The following is an 18900-nucleotide window of genomic DNA, read 5'->3' as shown; positions in this document are numbered from 1 at the left end:
TGTGGCGAGGGGGCTTGTCCCCCGTTGGGCTGCGTAGCAGCCCCAAAACCTGCCATAAGTTCTATCCAGAAAATGCAGTGTCTTTACTGGGGCTGCTGCGCAGCCCAACGGGGGACAAGCCCCCTCGCCACAGACAAGCCCCCTCGCCACAAATCTACCTTCGAGAAACACGCCGCCACTGAACTGCAAGAGAGCACTCCACAGCAGCTGCTAACGTCAATTGACTACTTCCCCTCAAGGAGCAAAGGAATGCTTCATCAACCCAACTCTCATCTGTTACGCCGTGGTCGACATTCAGAATCTGGCCGTCCTTATCTGATTACCGCCGTGGTTCACAACCGGCAACCCCTGTTCAAAGACTTCCATTTGGGAAGACTACTGGTAGCAGAATTCAGGAAGACCCATGAATTGGGAATGGTCGACTCTCTGGCATGGGTCGTCATGCCTGATCACTTTCATTGGCTATTTGAGCTGCAAGGCACAACGTTGTCGCAGGCTGTGGGACGTACCAAATCCCGCAGCACCCTCACCATTAATCGCGCACGCGGCAGCAAAGAACGATTCTGGCAACTTGGCTACCATGACCGAGCAGTGCGTAGCGATGAAGACCTTCGCAAAATTGCCCGCTACATCATCGCCAATCCTCTGCGAGCGGGCCTGGTCGAACATATTGGTGACTACCCACTATGGGACGCAGCCTGGCTCTGATTTTTCCTGTGTGGAGAGGGCTTGTCTGTGGCGAGGGGGCTTGCCCCCCGTTGGGCTGCGCAGCAGCCCCAGTAAACACACCGCATTTCTTCAGGAAGATCTTCATGGCAGGTTTTGGGGCTGCTGAGCAGCCCAACGGGGGACAAGCCCCCTCGCCACAAACAGCATCACACTCACAAATCCCCCCCACTCGCCCACCACCGTCTAAGCTTCAACCAAGTCCGATCAATCTACGTAAATGGATCAATCGACTATGGGCGCTTTATGGCAAAACGCTTCGACCAAGGCTGCGGTATCCACCGATAGCCCGGATGAACAGCCGTTGCCACAAAGCACTCCTCCCCGCCGACGGTTGTGGTGGCGGCTGTTCTGGCTGGTGCTGCTGATTGCGCTGATCGCCCTGGGCTTTGCCGCCCTGCGGGAAATGCGCACTTCAAGGTTGCAGGCCAAGACCTTCTCCGACATTGCCTCAACCCTCACCTACCAAATGCATTCGGGCCCCAGCGATGCGCGGGTTTACCCTGGCGCCGGGCCCTTTGACAAGCGCCTGGGCTACAGCGCCCTCGGCGAGTTCCTGCCGCGCTTGATCAAGCGTGACTACCTGATCCAGGCTCAAGCGCGCTTCTCCCCCGACCTGATGGCCTACGCCCAGCGCGGCCTGTTCGTGCCCTACCCGGAAAAGATCCAGGCCGGCCTGACCATCACCGATTGCCGCGCCGCGCCGCTGTATCAGTTCACGTATCCACAACAGTTCTACCCAAGCTTTGCGGCGATCCCGCCGGTGGTGGTCAGCAGCCTGCTGTTTATCGAAGACCGCGACCTGCTGGACCCGAAAAACCCGCAACTCAACCCGGCCGTGGATTGGCCGCGCTTTGCCAAGGCCGCCTGGTCCCAGGTGGCGAAGCTTTTGCACCTGCCCGGCCAGACGGCAGGCGGCAGTACCCTGGCCACGCAGCTGGAAAAATACCGCCACTCGCCCGACGGCCTGACCCTGTCCGGCGGCGAGAAAATCCGCCAGATGATTTCCGCCAGCGTGCGCGCGTATCAGGACGGCCCGCAAACCCTCGCGGCCCGACAAGACATCGTGCGCGACTACCTCAACAGCGTGCCCCTGTCGGCGGTACCCGGCCATGGCGAAGTGCACGGCATGGCCGAAGGCTTGCGCGTGTGGTACGGCGCCGACTTCAACCAGACAAACGCGCTGCTCATCGGCACCGACCCCAAACAGCTGCCGCAAAAGGGTCTGGCGTTGCGCGAGGTGCTGTCGCTGATGATCGCCCAGCGTCGCCCGTCTCACTATCTGTCCAAGGGCCACAAGGAACTGGCGGACCTCACCGACAGCCACATCCGCCTGCTCGCACAAAACAACGTGATCGACCCGGCGCTGGCCAGCGCAGCCCTCGCCAGCAAAGTCACCTACCGTGACTGGCAGCAACAACCGACGATCCAGCCAATCGAAACCAACAAGGGCATCAGCGTCGCCCGCACTCGCCTGGCCGCCCTGCTCAACCAGCCGCTGTACGACCTCGACCGACTCGATCTCTCTGCCACGAGCACCTTGCAAGCCGACCTGCAAAGCCAGGCCAGCACGTACCTCAAGCAACTCGCCGACCCCACTTTCGCCGCGCAGATCGGCCTGCTCGGGCCCACGCTGCTGACGCCCGCCAGCACCGCTCAGGTTCGCTACAGTTTCAACCTCTACGAGATGACACCCGACGGTGCCCGCGTGCGCGTGCAAACCGACAGCACCGACCAGCCATTCGACATCAACGAAGGCAGCAAGCTGGAACTGGGTTCAACCGCCAAGCTGCGGGTGATGACCACCTACCTGCAAATCGTCAGCGAGCTGCACGACAAATACGGCGCGATGCCGGCTGCCCAGTTGCGCAAGATTCCGGTGGACGACCAGGACCGCATCACCCGCTGGGCCCTCGATTACCTGATCCAGAACAGCGACCGCAACCTGCCGGCCATGCTCGACGCCGCCCTCAATCGCCAATACTCGGCCAACACCGGCGAAGGCTTTTTCACCGGCGGCGGCATGCACCACTTCCACAACTTCCGCAGCCAGGACAACGGCCGCAATCCCACCTTGATCGAGGCCCTGCGCGAGTCCATCAACCTGCCGTTCATTCGCTTGATGCGCGACCTGGTGCGCTACACCACCTACCAGGGCCCGAACAACAGCGCCGAGTTGCTCAAGGACGACAACGACCCGCGCCGCCAGGAATACCTGGCCCAGTTTGCCGACCGCGAGGGCACTACGTTCCTGCTCAAGTTCTGGAAAAAGTACCGCAACAAAGATACCCAGGCGCGCCTCGATACTTTCCTCGATGGCATGCACCCCACCGCCATCCGCCTGGCCGCCGTACACCGCTACCTGCTGCCCAACGCCAGCCAGGCGAGTTTCAAGAGCTTCGTCCGCTCGCACTTGAGCAGCGTCAAAAGCCCTGAAAAACTCACCGACGAGCGCCTCGAAAAGCTCTACCAGAATTACGGCCCCGGCGCCTACGACCTGCCTGACCAAGGCTATATCGCCAAGGTTCACCCGCTGGATCTGTGGCTGATGGGCTACCTGCTGAACAACCCCGACGCCACCTTCACCCAGGCCACCGCCGCCAGTGAACACGAGCGCCAGGAGGTTTACAGCTGGCTGTTCAAGAGCCGCCACAAGAGTGCCCGCGACAGCCGCATCCGCACCATGCTGGAGATCGAAGCGTTCCTCGATATTCACCAGCGCTGGCAAAAAGTCGGCTACCCCTTCGACCATCTGGTGCCGTCGCTTGCCACGGCCATCGGCAGCTCCGGCGACCGCCCGGCGGCCCTGGCGGAACTGGTGGGGATCATCCTCAACGATGGCGTGCGCCAGCCCACCCTGCGTATCGACAGCCTGCGCTTTGCCGCCGACACCCCGTACGAAACCCGCTTGGTCAACGACCCCAATCGCGGCAAGCGCGTGATGCCTTCCGAGGTGGCCACGGCACTCAAGGGGGCGCTGTCCCAGGTGGTGGACGCGGGCACTGCACGGCGCGTGTCCGGCAGTTTCAAACTGGCGGACGGTACGCCTTTGGCCATGGGTGGCAAGACCGGTACCGGCGACAACCGGATCGAAGCCATCGGCGCCGGCGGGCGGATTCTCAGCTCCAAGGCGATCAACCGCACGGCGACCTTCGTGTTCTACATCGGCGAGCATCATTTCGGCACGTTGACCGCCTTCGTCCCCGGCGCTTCGGCCCAGGGTTTCAAGTTCACTTCGGCGTTGCCGGTACAGGTACTCAAGGGCATGGCGCCGATTCTTACGCCCTATCTGCAACCGGGCAACAACAGCTTATGCAGCGTGCGCTGATGGGCCTATCCCTGCGCTTTTCACTTGCGGATTACTGAGGGATCCGCCGCGGTTTCCACCCACTATTCAAACTTATCCGCAGCCGTGCCGGTGCATAGACTCAAGCCTTCTTTTTGAGCTCTACAGGTTGCCCCCATGGCCGACATACCCGACCAGTCCCTGCACCACGCGTTTATCGAAAACGCCCTGCCGCACTGGCTGAAAACCACCTCGCCACTCCGCCTGTGCGCACTCAACGACGTCGCCCACCAAGGCATCCGCCACTATCCCCATGCCAGCGCCAGCCAGCATCAAGCGCTCAAGCCCGCGATCGCCGCACACTGGCAGCAGCAGGCTGCGATGGACCAGCGATTCCAGGCATTGACCGACGTGTACGCCTTCGCCGAACCGCTGCTGAAAAATGCCTTGAAGGCCTATGGCGAGATTGACGTCAGAACCACCTGCCTGCGGCTGTATGCCAGCGCCAAAGTTGCCTGGTGGGTGCACGATTTCAATCGTGGGGAGCAAAGCAAAACCCTGTCGCTGCTGGACGTCGCGCTGGCCAACTTTGCCGCCTCGGACACCTTCGTCGACTACGCCTTCCTGTCCGCCGAAGACCCACGCGGGCAGCGGGATACACTGACCTTGCGCCACTCCATCACCGGCGCGTTATTGACCGCTGAACAGTTCAAGCACATCTGCCGCACCCTGGACCTGGGCGCCCGCTACCAGAAAAGCCTGCGCCAGGCCCTGGGGTTCTATGACCCGGCGGTGACCCGGGCCGTGCGCCTGCAGATGATTGCCACTCAGAAGACTGCCCTGGGTACGGCGGCGCACCTGGCCTTGATCAACCGGGACATCGACGCCGATGCCCACGGCGCCGTGCTCGACCTGATCGCCGGCCGCGTCGCGCTGCTGGACGGTCAGGCGCTTGGATGCCATACCCTGAGCCTGATGAACACGGCATTGACCGGCATCCTGTTGCTGTTTGTCCCGCAGCCCACCCGACCCGTCGGCAAGGTGCTGGTGTACATCCCCGCAGACCCCGAACACCCTCTGAAGCAATACCCTTCGCCTGCGGCCTTCCTCAGCCACCTCACGGAAAAACTGCGGGACAGCCAGCGCTACCAGACCTTCTTCAGCCAGTTCATCGACCACGCCAGGCGCGGTGAATTCTTTGCCGGGCTCAATACACGCTTGAGCCGTGTGCGCTGGCATCAAACCGCCCACACCGACCCGCGTCCCAGCTGGCGCGACACCCCGACCACCCAGCCAAACCTGCAATTCAGCGTGCAGGCTATCGGTGACGATCACATCAATCGCTCAACGCTCGCCGCCGAAAATGACCTGTGGAATTACCAGTACCGCCTCAAGTTGAACAAGATCGTCAACGATGCCCTGGACATCGCCGTGCCCACCGCCACCGCCGACCGCCACGCGCGCTGGGCCTGGTGGGACAACCTGGAAAAAATCCTCGGGGATATCTTCAATGCGGCGCTGCTGGTGCTGACACCCTTCGTGCCGCTGCTGGGTGAAGCGATGCTCGCCTACAGCCTGTACCAGATCACCGACGAGGTGTTCGAGGGGATTGTCGATTGGGCTCAGGGGCGCGGTGCCGAGGCGGCGGAGCAAGTGGTCGCGGTGGCCGACAGCGTGATCCAGTTTGCCTTGTTCGGTGCTGCCAGCCAGTTGGGCCATGTCGCACGGCTCAAGCTCAGCCCCTTCGTCGAAGGCTTGCGCCCGGTGGTGCGGGCCGACGGCAGCACGCGCCTGTGGCACCCGGATATTGCGCCCTATGCTGTGAAAAACCTCGACCAGTCGCCCATTGTCGACGGCCTGCACACCCATCGGGGCAAGCAGATCCTCGCGCTGCAAGGTACTCACTTCGAAGTGCAGGCAGACCCTGAAACCGGCGACACGCGTATCGCTCACCCGGATCGCGCCAACGCCTATCAACCCCTGGTGCGGTTCAACGGCGACGGCGCCTTCGTACATGAAGCCGAGCAACCGCGCACCTGGGACAGCGCCACGCTGATGCGCCGCCTGGGGCCGCGCACGGCGCCCTTCAGCAACCAGCAACTGCAGCAGATGCAACGCATCAGCGGTGCCGACGACGGTGTGCTGCGCAACCTTTACGTGCAAAACCGGCCGACCCCGCCGCTGCTGGAAGCGACCCTCAATCGCTATGAAGCCCAGCGCGCTGCCACACAGACCGTGCACACCATTCGCGCCGGCGCACCGCTGCCGCTGGATGCGACGTCCGCCTGGTTCGAGCAGACCATCACCGAGCTGCCGGGCTGGCCCCAAACCAAGGCATTGGAAGTGTTCGTGCGCTCGGACAAGAGCGGTGACTCCCACAAGTACGCCAACCCGCAGGCATCGCCGGCCGACACGCTGCAATTGAGCCTGGCCGAGGTGATGTCCGGCGAGTTGCCGGCGCGGGTGCTGGAGTTTCTCGATGAGCCGTCGATCAGGCACCTGCTGGGCGGCGACGTGCCGCAAGCACTGCGCGTGCAAACCTTGCGCGATCAACTGGCGGACTCGGTGGCGCGCCAGACCGGTGACATCGCCGACTACATCCATCAGGCCCGCCAGGTCAGCGCCGATCCCCATGGACGCCGTTTGCGCGAGCAGGTCAGCCCGCTGGACCGGCCGCTGGCCGACACCCTGCTGGCCGGCACAACCCCGGCCGAACGGCAAACCCTGGACCACCACGTACCGCTGCGCCTGCTCAATCAGGCCAGGGAACTGAGCTTCGCCCAGCACAGTGTCCAGGCCTACGCGGGGTTCTTCCCGCCCTGGGCGATCACCGAAGGTACCGAGCGCCTGGTGCTCAATACCCTCAAGCGCTACAGCGATGGCTTTGGCGACCTGCACCTGCAAATCCGCGATCGCCTGGTCAGCGGTACGCTGCGTTGTGAAGCCGGGCCGGCCGATGCCCGCCGGCGCCGGGTGCTGGTGCGCCAGAACGACGTGGGCTACGAACTGTTCGATCAGCAGGGCCAGCGCCTGCATGGGCCGGATACCCTGTATGAATGCCTGTTGCGCGCGCTGTCCGAAGCGCAGCAATGTGAACTGGGCTACCGGCCCGGCCAGGGCGCCGGGCTCAAGCATTGGCTGATGGAAACCCTCGAACCCCTGGCCGAACGGCGCCGGGTGCTGGCCGAGCCACCGCTGCGCAGTACGGCAGATGTGCAGACCACCACCCTGCTCGGCGGCGCGGCCCTCGGCGGGTTGCGCCGCGCCCAGGAGCACCTGGGCCAGGCCCGCGCCCGGGAGGTGCTGGCCAGTCTGTTCCCGACCCTGGAGGAGGAACGCCTGCAACGGTTCCTCAATGAGATCGGCCCGGGGCTGAACAACGATGTCCTCAATCGCCTGGTCCTGCAGCGGCACAACCTGTACCGGGAGCTGGAGCAATGGAAGCGCCTGCCCGGCCCCCATCCCAAAAACAGCCGCATGGCCCGGGAGGAAAAACTGCGTAAAAATATCATTGCGCACAAACTCTATCGCTGCTGGGAAGACCGCCTCGCCGAGCACCGCGACGACTTGGGCCAGGTGCAGAGCGGCGCGAGCCTGGACCTCAGCGCCCTGGACCTGCCCGGCAGCCTGCCGCTGCTGGGCAATGGTTTCGAGCACGTCACCCAACTGAAGCTGGCCAACTGCATGTTCAACGACAGCCAGTGGCCCTTTCTGCAGGCATTCCCGTCCCTGCGGGAGCTGGACGTCAGTGCGAACGAACTGACGCGGCTGCCCGAGCCCATCGCCAACATGCGCTACCTGCGCGACCTCAACGTGGGGGAAAACCAGATCACGCTGCTCAACGGCGACGTTGCGCGCCTGAAAAACCTCAAGCACCTGCGCAACCTGAACCTGTACCGCAACCCGCTGACGCAGCCACCGAACATCTCGAAAATGCCGCACCTGCGCCGCCTGTTCCTGAGCCGCACCCCCATCACCCAATGGCCCACCGGGCTGTTTGCCCACCCACGGGAGGAGGGTTTCCTGCTGGACCTGAGCCAAACCCGGATTGATCATGTGCCAGCGCTCATGGCCGATAGCGCCGAGGCCCGGACCGTCGCCCATACCCGCCTGGACCGCAACACCCTGCTCAACGACCAGCGCCTGCTGTACGAGCAGTACCGCGAAGCCGCCGGACTGGACCCCAACCGCAGCTATGAACCCCGTGGAGAGAGCGGCCCGTGGCTGGAACGGGTCAGGCCGCCGTTACTGGGCAGGCGCCAGGAGCTGTGGCAAGCGGTGGAGCGCGAGCACGGCTCCCAGGGTTTGTTCGAGGTGATCAAGGCCCTTGAAGCGCCCGACTTCTTCCAGCGGCCCCAGGACATGGACACCTATTGGGACAATCTTGAAACGTTGCGCGAGCGCGTCTGGCGTTTGCTGGAGGCGGCCCACAACGATACGGCGCTGCGTGAAAAGCTGTTCAAGATGGCCAGTTTTCCCGGCCTGTGCGCCGACGGCAGTGCACAGATTTTCAATGACCTGGGCATCGAAGTGCTGGTCAGCGAAGCCCAGCGTTACTCCGCCTCGGCCAGCGAGCGCGAGGGCAAACTGGTGACGCTGGCAAAGGGCAATGCACGGCTCAAGCAATTGAACCGCATCGCCAGCGAGGACATTGCCCATCGGCTCAAACCCGAAGCCGAAGGCGGCCTCGGCCAATGGCTGCGTTCGCAACGACGGGAGGGCGTGATGGGTAACGTGGACGACGTGGAGGTTTACCTGAGCTACCAGACCTCCCTGGCCAAGCGCCTCGACCTGCCCTGGCTGTCGGAACACATGCTGTACCGCGACACCGGCGACGTAAAACCCACGCAGATCGAACAGGCCTACAGCACGGTGCTGGAGCTGGGCGAAGGCGATGGCCTGGTCAACCAGATGTTGCTGGAGCCCTATTGGGAACAGTACCTGCACGACCACCACCCGAACACCCTTGAGGCCAATGCCCGGCATTTCGACGAACAATGCGCACGCCTTGATGAACTGCAGGAAGCCCAGGCCAGGCTGGCCCAGGCCAACGGCTTACCCGCCGAGCAGAAGGAAGCGTTGAGGCTCACGCTGATCGGCCTCGCCGACGCCCTGGGTGTACCGCACCCGCAGGTGCTGACCGGGCAACCCATGACGGACGACAGCTACAACCTGCTGCTCAACGAACTGGGCTACCGCGAAAAACAATGGATGCGCGAGTTGACCCACCAGGCTTTGGAACGCCACAGCCAACAACGTAACCGCGTCACGCGCCAGGTCTGACCGTATGGGTGTGTCATGGCACCCCCATTACCAGTACGCCGCTGCCGTTCAACGGCCCCTCGACAGGCAGGGACCCCGCCTGCTTGACCAGGGCGAACGTTACAACGTCGCTCCCGGAACTGTTGGTGATACGGGTCAGGAACGAGCCATTGACTCGAACCGCAGTCCCCTGACGGACAAGGGCCGTGCCCACGTTCGGATTGCTCATCACCAGCGCATTGGCGTTGAACGAGGACGGCGTGCCTTTGTAGGTAATGGTGATCGGCGTGGTAATCCCCGGGTCCGGGCACCGGTAGGTGAGCGTGCGATCGGTACGAACGGTGGTTGATACGGGGTCGGTGCCTATCGCCCTCTGGTGCACGTTGCCGAAGTTGATTTCGATCGGTTGGTTATTGTTGATCGTGCACGACGACGGGGAGATGGTGAAGTCGTTGTTGGCGATGTACGTAAGCTGCAGGCTCGTGGAAAAGGAATCGTAGTTGTTGGTCTGGTCGAGACGTAACACGCCCAGAGTGTCACCTATTCGAATGTCGATCGGGTTGGTCGGGTTGTTGCGGATCAATATATAAGGGATGACATCGATCGGGATCGGAGACGTATTGTTAGGCATGGTCGCAATCCTGATACCCGCCTGGATAGGCGTGTTCCAATAACTGCCATTGATACGCAAGCCGGTCGTCTGGCTGACGAACTTCGGACCAGGCGACCAGGCCGGGCCGATCCTCGTCCCGGTGGCCCAGTAGTCCTGCCGTCCATCCGGGGTATAGCTGTCCGGTTCAAACCGGCATTCGATCCTCACCCCGGACAGGAGAATGCGCGGCTCATTCACCTCCAGCCGCACATTCACCGGAACCTGCAGGTTCAACGTCCCGCCAATGCTCACCCGTTGCCAATTGCCGCCATTGACCCGGCAATCAGCCGCTTTCACGGTCGTCGTGACGCCAGCCAGGGCAAGCAGCACAACGGCTCCAAATAGTCGTTTCATGTTGTTCTCTTTCATCCCATGCATAACGGTTTACCGTTACGGATAATCCAGCGTAAACGTCGAAGTCACACGGTAGCTGCCGTGCCCGATGGTCTTGTCCCGCAGGGCATCCGGCTCACCCTGCACATAGGCCTTGAGCAGGATGACGTTGTTGCCGGGGCTCAATTTCTGTTCGTCGCCGACCTTGTTCACCGGCACCGGCTTGTCGCTCAGTGTCTCCAAACCCAGCCCGATACCAGAGGCACCGCTGCCACCGTCCAGCGCAAACAAACCGGGCAGCGCGCGGTTTTCCGCACCGTTGAACAGGATGGTCACCGAGTCGCTGATGGTGGTATTGCAGTCATCCAGGTGCAGGGTGAAACGTTTGCCCACTGAGCGCGTGTTGATGTAGAGGTGCTTGCTGGTCAGGTCCCACAGCTCCAGGGTGATGGCTTCATCGCCCGGGCGGATGGTGCAGGCCTGTTCCACCAGGTTGCCCTTGAACCTCAGGTTGTCCACCGCCTGCGCCGTGGCCGCCAGGCCGAAGGTCAGCAGCAGGACCAGCCCCTTATGAATCATTGCGTGTCGCATACACTCGACTCCTACTGGTATTCAGCCAACAGCGTGGCCACCGCCGTGAACCCTTGGGCCTTCAGGACCGAACCCGGCCGTTTGACCGGCACCACTTCCAAGGTCGGCGGTGCCGCCAGGCTGATGTCCAGCGGCGTGTTGAGGCGAAACGGCGCGTTGTTCTGGTACAGCCGAATGCCCAGGTCAGGCGCAGTGGTCTGCAGGGCCGCGTTATCAAAGCTTGTCTCTGCGCCCTTGACGCTCAACTTCAACAGCCACGGCAGCGTGGAGGCGCCGCAGCGGATGGTGTAGCCGACGGCCCTGCGATATTTCACGCCATCAACACGCTTGGTGCCGACATCCCCGAAATCGACTTCAATCGTGCTGCCCGAATCAATCGTGCAGGGCGGCGGCTCGTTCAGCGTTCCGTTGAACGTCAGGTTGGCCGACGCAGCACTGAAAAAGCCGAAGCAACACAAGCCGAGCAACGTTCGCTGTGGCCAACATTTCATTGATCGTTTCCTCATTATTGGTACTCGATCACGAGGGTGGCGGCGGTCGCAAATGCCCCGCCCGTCAGCGTGCTGCCTGCGCGCTTGACCGGCACCGCCTGCACGACCGGAAAGGTCGGATGGGTAAACCTGAGCGGCGTATTCAGCGGCCAGTCCGCCCCATTGGCGAAGAGCTTGACCCCCAGGTCGGTCTTGGGGGTCGAGAGCACTTTGTTATCAAACCCGGCTGCCGCGCCCTTGAGTTCCAGGGTCATCGCGTTGCTGTAAACGGGAGGACTGCAGGTGACGGTATACGGCACGTCCCGTCGATAATTCACGCCATCAATCCGTGACGTCAGCAGGTCATTGCCGAACGGCACATTCAGCGTGCCGCCGCTGTTGATCACGCATGGCGGCGGCGCGATGATCACCGCGCGGATCGTCAGGTTGGTATCGGCCTGCACGCCCTGGCTGACCGCCCACAGCAGTCCCGCACCGATAAAAATGGCCCACGGGCCGGTTAACCTGGTCATTGTTCTGCCCTTACTCATAATTGAGCCTGAAATCCACCACGGCCCGGAATGCACCGCTGGTCAGGGGTGCCGGGGTGCGCGTGGGCTGGACGTTCCAGGTCTGCGTGTTGCGGCCCAAGGGCAAGAACAATGGCTCCCCCCTTGAACCCAGCTGTACATCGCGCCCCTGGGAATCGGTCAGGCGCAGGCCCATCCCGGTGATGCCTTGCACCTTGACCAGCCGTGAATCGTCGGCATCGGCTGGTGCGATGAACGCCACCGAGAGCACCGGTTGATAAGCACTCCATGTCAGGTTCCCCGTGCGTTCACTGGCGATGCGGCCGGCGGTGCGCCGGCAATCCTCGAACAGCAGTTGAAAGGCCACGGAGGTCGCCTGGTCACCCGGCCGTTGCAACTGGCTGGCCGACACCGGGCCCAGGTCGATCGTCTGGTGCAGGGATGCCATCTCCAGGCTGCAGGGGGTTTCATGCATGGACCCGAGAATGTTGAGCATCCCGACCATGCCCTCCACATCCTCGTCATCCGCGGCGTGCGCCGGCCCCATCAGGGCCAGCAACAGACCGCCCAAGACCTTCACTGTGTGCAACTTCATGACGTTCTCCGGCAGCAGGCACTACTGATTGGCCACAGACAGTTGCGTGTTCACCTTGCATGTCTCGCCACTGCAGGTGAACGCCAGCAGCGGACGGCCACCGTAATCATTCACGTAGGACAAATAGGGGGTGGTGCCGAGCTCCTTGGCAGTCGGCCCCAGGGCCTGCGTGCCTTTGGGCGGGACCATCACCGGCTCGAAGCCCGGTATGGTCTTGCCGTCCTTGCTGCTGCGCGCATCCACCAGGGTCACGTAGTAAGGCGTGGGGTTATTCACCTGGTAGTGATCGCCTTGCCGGGTAAGGGTCAGCTTTTCCTGCCATGGGTTGGACAGGTCCTGCTGGGTGGGGGTAATTGCCTGCGGCCGGTAAAACAATTTGATCCGGGTTTGCAGGGCGATTTGCAGGGTGTTGGGCTTGTCGCTGCGCGGCGGAATTTCCCGCAGGTTGAAGTAGTAGACCGTCTCCCGATCCTGGGGCAGCGATTTGGCGGCCGGCAACGCCTGGACTTTTACCTGGCTTTGCTTGCCGGGCTCCAGGCGTTGGACCGGTGGCAGCACGATCAACGGCGAGGTGATCTTGTTGCCCTCTTCATCCTCGATCCAGCCCTGGGCCAGGTACGGCAACTGGGGGTTGTTGTTGGTGATGTTGACGCTGGTTGCGTCTTTGCCACCGTCGAAAATCACGCGGGTACGGTCCAGGCCGACAGCGGCGTTGGCGCTCTGGCTCAAGACCGCCAGCAGCAGTGCGTAGGTAAAACGTATGTGGTGTTTCATGAGGATGGGTTCTCCATAGTGTTTCGCTGGCCGGTCAGGGTGGCTGGCTCGGGTGAGGCTTGATCGACGGCTACCCTCTGGCAGCGCAGTTGCAGGGCATCGGTGAACGCATCCGTTGGCAACTCGACGGGCAGCGTCAGGACGCAGCGCTCGGTGCCGCCCCAACTGACGATCATCTGCTCGCCGGCCTGAATGCCGCTCAGGTAGACATCCCCGCCGTCATTCACCACCCCGGTGTCCTGCTGCTTGCGGTTTTTCACCGTGGCGCCGAAGGGCGGTGCGCTGCCATCCGGCAGGCGAAGAACCGCCATGGCTTTCTGGCCGGAAATCACTTCCAGGGATCGGTAGCCAATGGCCCCTTCGGTGAGGGTCAGTTGCGTCACGGATTGAGTGGCCTCGACATCGCTGGGCAATTTCTCCAGGTCAACACTGGCCGCCGTACGCTGGTAGCTGGTGATGTCGGAGATGACCGCCTTGCCGAACGCGTTGCTGCGGGTCGGCGTGCCGTAGCCCCGCACGGGCACATCGGGCACACCGGCGGTATCGACCAGCAGCCGGGTTCCGCCGGTACTGGTGGTTCGATGCAGCGCCCCGCCGTAAGGCGTGAGCGTGCCGCCGCCACGCACGGATGCGCTGAGGGTGCGGTTATTGCCTTGTTGCGTCGTGGCGCTGAGGTCGATGTCGGCCTGGTCACCAATATGGCTCAGGTAGCCGCTGGCCGAGGTGTCGCTGGCACTGACCTGGTAGCTGTTACGTTCATCCAGGCGATCGGCGTAGCGTGTGGTAAAGCTGTTTTTGCCGCCGGCCCTGTTGGCATCCATCGACAGGGTGCCGGTGGGGCCCAACGGCAGGCTGACCGTCAGCGCTGCTCCGTTGTCCTTATATTGGTATTCATGGGTGCGATATAAATTCAGCGACAGGCTCATGTTCCTGACAGAGCCCACGTTGAAGTAACGAGACGCCGACAGGTTCCAGCGCTGGGTGTCCGGCCGGTTCCAATAGGTTTGTTTGTTGTAGCTGGCATACACCGTGGTGTTCAGATCGCGGAACTGTTTGTTCACCGTGACCGTATACAGCGCCTTGTTACCGCCAATGGGTTTCCAGTGTTCAATGAAGTTACCGTCTTCATCGAACACGCCGCGCCCACCCAATTCACCGTTCAGCCCATAGTGCCGAGCATCCAGGTATTGGCTCATGCTCAAGTAGTTCTTCTCGGAGAACCGGTAACCGGCGAAGGTGACCTGGCTGTCGTACTCTTCATAGTTCTTGGAATATTGAAGGCGGTAGGATTTGCCCGAAAGTGTCTGGTTCCACAGGCTGGCGCGAGACTGGGTGACGTCCAGGGAAACGGCCCCGAACGCCAGCAAATCCCGCCCCGCCCCCACCGACAGCGCACGGTAGTTGTTATCCGTTATCGCACCGCCCAGCAGCGACCAACCATTGCTGATTCCCCAGGAAAATTCGCCGGTGCCGAAAAAGTCACCGTGGGAGTGGTACTGCAGGTTGGACGGTCGCCCGGCAGACAGCTTGTAACGGACCTGCCCGGGACGCGTCAGGTAGGGAACGCCGGCCGTATCGAGCTGGAATTTCTGTACCGAACCGTCCTGCTCCTCGACCCGCACATCCAGCGTGCCGGACACGGCGTCGTTAAGGTCCTGGATCCGAAAAGGGCCTGCCGCCACCAGCGTTTCATAGAGCACACGCCCCTGCTGGCTGATGACAACCTTTGCATTGGTCTTGGCCACCCCGACCACTTCCGGTGCATAGCCCCGCAGGTTGGGCGGCAGCTGGCTTTCGTCTGACTTGAGCCCGGCACCGGTAAAGCGGAAGCTGTCGAACAGGTCCGAATACAGGTAGTCCTCGCCCAACACCAGGCGTGCCTTCAGCGCAGGAATGGCGCGATATGCGTAATAGCGACTCCACTCCAGTTTTTGCCGGCTGGCCTGCGCCTCGCGGTCTTTCTCGACACGCCCTTGCCAATCCGCCCGCAGGCGCCAGGCCCCGGCATTGGCCCCGAGTGTGCCGTTACCGCTGAGGTCATTGCGCGTACCGTCACCTTTGCGGTAGCTGGACTGCGCCGTCATGTTGTAGTCGACCAGCAGCCCCGGCACCCCCTCGTCCCAACGTGACGGCGGGTCCCAGTTGATGGCGCTGTATTCCAGGTAGGCCTGGGGAAGGTTGATGTCCAGGGTGGACGTGCCCAGGTCGGCACTGACTTCCATGCCGGGCAAGCCCGTGACATCCAGGCACTGCCCGCCCTTCCACCACTTCAGCTGGTCAGCACCGGACGCCTTGAGGCCCAGTTGCTCGACAAGCTCGCGCGATAAACAGGGCACACTGCCTTTGGGATCATCATCGGGGGCAAAGAACGCCACCGATTGTTCAGATATAGGTTGGGTATTGAGCTGGACCACCATCGAGTAGGTGCCAGGCAAGATAAACCCACTGCGTGCAAACTGAGACAGGTCAATATTGGAGCGATCAATCAGATCAAGAACGTCGGTATTAAACTCAATATCCCCGGCGCCCATTGCAGTTCCAGCCAGTGATATCAACCCGCCAAAGAGGCTGGGGCGCAGCGTATTCATGACTTTCGACGTATTCAACATACACGCAACTCAATCTTCAAAAGTATTCCAACTTGAACCGCACTGCCGCGCGGTGAGCCCCTGCCAACAGCGGCACTCCGTTGCCCACCAGGCGGAGCCTGTAATGAAGTGTCATGTCGCCATCAACCACCGGCAGCAGCGCCATCGGCACTCCCGGCACACTCACCTGGCCAGCGGCGTCCTCAATATGGAAAGCAACCCCCTGCGAGGCCCCAAAGGCCGCAAAGGTGCGCCCGCCCATATCGCTGGGCCCGTCGAACGTCACGCGAAGATGCTCCCAGTCCGGCAGCGTTTCGCCGGGGCGCAGCGGGTCGGGACGCGTCACGGTGCAGTTGACCAGCCGTAGCTGGAACGGCTGCATTTGCCCCGCGCCCTCTCGCAACAGGCGGCCGATGGGTTCGGGAGGCATGTCGATGGTCTGATCGGCAGTGACCGCTTCCAGCCCGCAGGCCGAGTCGATGATCTCGCCTCCCAGCGTGACGAGCCCATCGCCTTGCACACGCGTCTGCGCGGCATCACAAGGGCTGATGAACAACGTCAATGAAGAGGCAATAGCGAGACTTATGAATGTTTTCACCTTGATCTCCCGCCAGTTTTCCCCCGCCACCAGTGGTGGCGGGGGAAACACTTACTGATAAGCCAAGGTGAAGTTGGTGACCGCGCTGAAATCACCAGGAACGATGTCGCCTGTCGCCTGGCCTTGTACGTAGGCGCCGAACTGCAGGGTGTTATTACCGGCAACAATGGCCTGCGGAGTGGTTGGCACGCCCAGCTCAATCGCTTTGCCGCCGTGGGTCATCATGATGCCGATGCCGCCCGCGCTGCCGACCGTGCCGATGCCGCCAGGCACAACGCTGGACGGTGCACCGGTGAAGGTAGTGGTCACGGTGTTATCGGTGAGGCCAGACAGGTCGCACCCTTCAAGCTCGATCGCCACGGGGCGGGCGGTGGACTTGCCGCCGGATTGCAACTGATGCTTTGCAATAGCGCCAAGTGCAACTGACTGATCCACAGACTCAGGCTTGATAGAGCAAGCACCCGAATGGACCGAACCGGTAAATGTAATCGTCCCGTCCGCCGCATTAGCAACAGAGATCGAACCCGCCAACAGGCCGACAGTCAACAGCGCAGCTTTTACTTTAGTCTTCATTTGCAGAGGCTCACATGTATTAAAAATCAAAACGAAATCCTGGCTTAGTTACGCACAGGACTTAATTAACCCAGCGCCAGAACAATTTCCCGAAGCAATGGAAATCGGATGCTTTCCAATTACTTGTATTGCAATTCAGGAGTTCGTTCGAGGCCGGGCAATTATCCATTTCGATTTTGAATATGAAAGCCGGTCGATTCGCTTATTCACGTAGCCTTGTCACACCAAGACACATAGGAAAATTATGGCACTTTGCCAAAACTTTTGAATCAACCGTAAGAAACGGACTACATCAACTTAACGAGAATGATTTAGTGCAGAACAAGTCCGTAAGAATAGGATTACATATTATAAAAAACAACAGTAATTACTGGGGCACGCCAACTAACAAGTTGGCGAATATGTCGAAAGGGTCAGTGCGCTGATCGGCCCGTTTCGAGTCCCGTCTCACAAGACGCGAGATGACCGTTCGTCTGCCGAGGTTGCGGCGGCAATAAGATATATCTTACGTTGTATCTAAACCAAACGAGAGCACCCGAAATGAGAGACCATCATTCACACCGCGACCCCGGTGACAGCCGCGACGGCTTCGACAAACGTCCAGGCCGCGAGCGCGGCGGCCGTGGCCCACGGGTCTTCGCGCCCGGCGACCTGAAACTGCTGCTGCCGGCGCTGATCGCCGAACAGCCGTGCCATGGCTACGACCTGATTCGCCGGATCGAGACCCTGTTCGACGGCGCCTACAGCCCCAGCCCCGGCGTGATCTACCCCACGCTGACCTTTCTCGAAGAAAGCGAATTGATTACCGGCGACGCCGAAGACGGAAAAAAACGCTACACAATCACCGACGCCGGTCGTCTCTTCTTAAGCGAACAGGCGGTTGCCCTCGAAGGCATTCGCATGCGCATGGATGTGAGCAAACGTTCGCTGCGGGGCCAGGACCGTCCGCCGGAAATCCACGAGGCGGTGCATAACCTGCGCCACGCCTTGCATTCGCACCACGGGCGCTGGAGCCCGGAAGAAATCGTTCGTGTCGCGGCGCTGCTCAACAGCACCGCCCAAGCCATTGCCGACGGGAAAGCTCAATGAATACCCAAGCCATCCACCGCGTGACCCACGAAATCAAACGCCGCCGCCTCGAAGTCCTGCGGGTGGTCGACATCACCCCGCGCATGCGCCGCATCACCCTGGGCGGGCCGGAACTGGCGGGCTTTATCAGCCTGGGCAGTGACGATCACATCAAGCTGCTGTTCCCACAGAACGCCGCCGAACAAGCGGCGCTGGACAGCCCCGACTTCAACCTGCGCGGCGACGGCCCGCAACCCGCCATGCGCGATTACACCCCACGCCGGTACGACCTGGACATCGGCGAGCTGGACATCGACTTCGTGCTGCATGGCGATGGCCCTGCCTCCACCTGGGCCGAGCAGGCCAAGGTCGGTCAGCACCTGCACATCGGCGGGCCGCGTGGCTCGATGATCGTGCCGGATATCTTCGACAGCTACCTGTTGATCGGCGATGAAACCGCGATCCCGGCGATTGCCCGGCGCCTGGACGAATTGCCGGCGGGGCGCAAGGTATTGGCGGTGATCGAGATCGCCAATGCGGCGGAACAGCAGCCGCTGGCCAGCGCTGCCGAAGTGGAAGTGATCTGGGTGGTGCGCGGCCAGGATGACCTGCTCGAGACGGTGCAGAACCTGACGCTGCCGGGCGGTTCGCTGTACAGCTTTGTCGCCACCGAGAGCAAGCTCTCGCGCCAGGTGCGGCGGGTGCTGCTGGACACGCACAACGTCAATGAGGCATTCCTCAAGGCCGTGGGTTACTGGCAACAGTGATCCCTGTAGGAGCGAGCTTGCTCGCGAAGAACCTGAGAGCGCCGCGTTAAACCAGACACACTGCGTTATCGTTAACGTTCTTCGCGA

Annotated in this window: 14 protein-coding genes; 5 read left to right on the top strand and 9 right to left on the bottom strand. The window is 61.7% G+C overall.

The window, feature by feature from the left end; all coding sequences use genetic code 11:
- Positions 1-249: 249 nt before the first annotated feature.
- The 3 genes from HX873_RS25265 (at position 250) to HX873_RS25255 (ending at position 9295) form a co-directional block, all read left to right on the top strand.
- Positions 250-708 carry a transposase gene (locus tag HX873_RS25265; protein WP_032899435.1) on the top strand — a complete coding sequence of 153 codons (459 nt, stop codon included), beginning with the start codon at positions 250-252 and terminating at the stop codon, positions 706-708.
- A gap of 253 nt (positions 709-961) precedes the next feature.
- Positions 962-4054 carry a transglycosylase domain-containing protein gene (locus HX873_RS25260; RefSeq protein ID WP_177123370.1) on the top strand — a complete coding sequence of 1031 codons (3093 nt, stop codon included), beginning with the start codon at positions 962-964 and terminating at the stop codon, positions 4052-4054.
- A gap of 135 nt (positions 4055-4189) precedes the next feature.
- Complete coding sequence (locus HX873_RS25255; RefSeq protein ID WP_177123369.1) at positions 4190-9295, top strand: NEL-type E3 ubiquitin ligase domain-containing protein; 5106 nt, start codon at positions 4190-4192, stop codon at positions 9293-9295.
- 13 nt (positions 9296-9308) lie between these two features.
- Here the strand turns inward: HX873_RS25255 and HX873_RS25250 are convergent, their stop codons facing one another.
- The 9 genes from HX873_RS25250 to HX873_RS25210 are packed head-to-tail and all read right to left on the bottom strand — an operon-like array spanning position 9309 to position 16978.
- Positions 9309-10280: a fimbrial protein gene (locus HX873_RS25250; RefSeq protein ID WP_008435561.1), complete on the bottom strand. Its 972-nt coding sequence runs from the start codon at positions 10278-10280 to the stop codon at positions 9309-9311.
- 36 nt (positions 10281-10316) lie between these two features.
- Positions 10317-10850: a fimbrial protein gene (locus tag HX873_RS25245; RefSeq protein ID WP_087692798.1), complete on the bottom strand. Its 534-nt coding sequence runs from the start codon at positions 10848-10850 to the stop codon at positions 10317-10319.
- A gap of 11 nt (positions 10851-10861) precedes the next feature.
- Positions 10862-11341, bottom strand: coding sequence for a fimbrial protein (locus HX873_RS25240; protein WP_003216426.1), 480 nt, complete (start codon positions 11339-11341; stop codon positions 10862-10864).
- 14 nt (positions 11342-11355) lie between these two features.
- On the bottom strand, positions 11356-11853 hold the full coding sequence (locus tag HX873_RS25235) for a fimbrial protein (RefSeq protein WP_102369848.1): 498 nt from the start codon (positions 11851-11853) through the stop codon (positions 11356-11358).
- A 10-nt stretch (positions 11854-11863) separates the two neighbouring features.
- Entirely contained in the window at positions 11864-12445 is a 582-nt protein-coding gene (locus HX873_RS25230) for a fimbrial protein (RefSeq protein ID WP_003216422.1), read from the bottom strand.
- A 21-nt stretch (positions 12446-12466) separates the two neighbouring features.
- Positions 12467-13219: a fimbria/pilus periplasmic chaperone gene (locus tag HX873_RS25225; protein WP_008435565.1), complete on the bottom strand. Its 753-nt coding sequence runs from the start codon at positions 13217-13219 to the stop codon at positions 12467-12469.
- Positions 13216-15828: an outer membrane usher protein gene (locus HX873_RS25220; RefSeq protein ID WP_177123368.1), complete on the bottom strand. Its 2613-nt coding sequence runs from the start codon at positions 15826-15828 to the stop codon at positions 13216-13218. Before HX873_RS25220 ends, HX873_RS25225 begins: the two co-directional genes overlap by 4 nt.
- Positions 15829-15844: 16 nt before the next feature.
- The gene (locus tag HX873_RS25215) at positions 15845-16405 is read right to left on the bottom strand and encodes a fimbrial protein (protein ID WP_023659209.1); all 561 of its coding nucleotides are present in this window, start codon (positions 16403-16405) and stop codon (positions 15845-15847) included.
- Positions 16406-16456: 51 nt separating this feature from the next.
- Positions 16457-16978, bottom strand: a complete 522-nt coding sequence (locus HX873_RS25210) for a fimbrial protein (RefSeq protein WP_023659208.1) — start codon at positions 16976-16978, stop codon at positions 16457-16459.
- A 540-nt stretch (positions 16979-17518) separates the two neighbouring features.
- On the opposite strand from HX873_RS25210, the gene HX873_RS25205 reads away from it, so the two are divergent.
- A complete protein-coding gene (locus HX873_RS25205) occupies positions 17519-18067 on the top strand; it encodes a PadR family transcriptional regulator (RefSeq protein ID WP_003216412.1) in 549 nt (182 codons plus the stop codon).
- Entirely contained in the window at positions 18064-18813 is a 750-nt protein-coding gene (locus HX873_RS25200; RefSeq protein ID WP_008435572.1) for a siderophore-interacting protein, read from the top strand. Before HX873_RS25205 ends, HX873_RS25200 begins: the two co-directional genes overlap by 4 nt.
- Positions 18814-18900 lie beyond the last annotated feature (87 nt).

This window comes from Pseudomonas sp. P7758, from assembly GCF_013386485.1.
Taxonomy (GTDB): Bacteria; Pseudomonadota; Gammaproteobacteria; order Pseudomonadales; family Pseudomonadaceae; genus Aquipseudomonas.
Note: the sequence above shows the minus strand (reverse complement) of the source record. Positions and strands in the feature narration are given on the sequence as shown.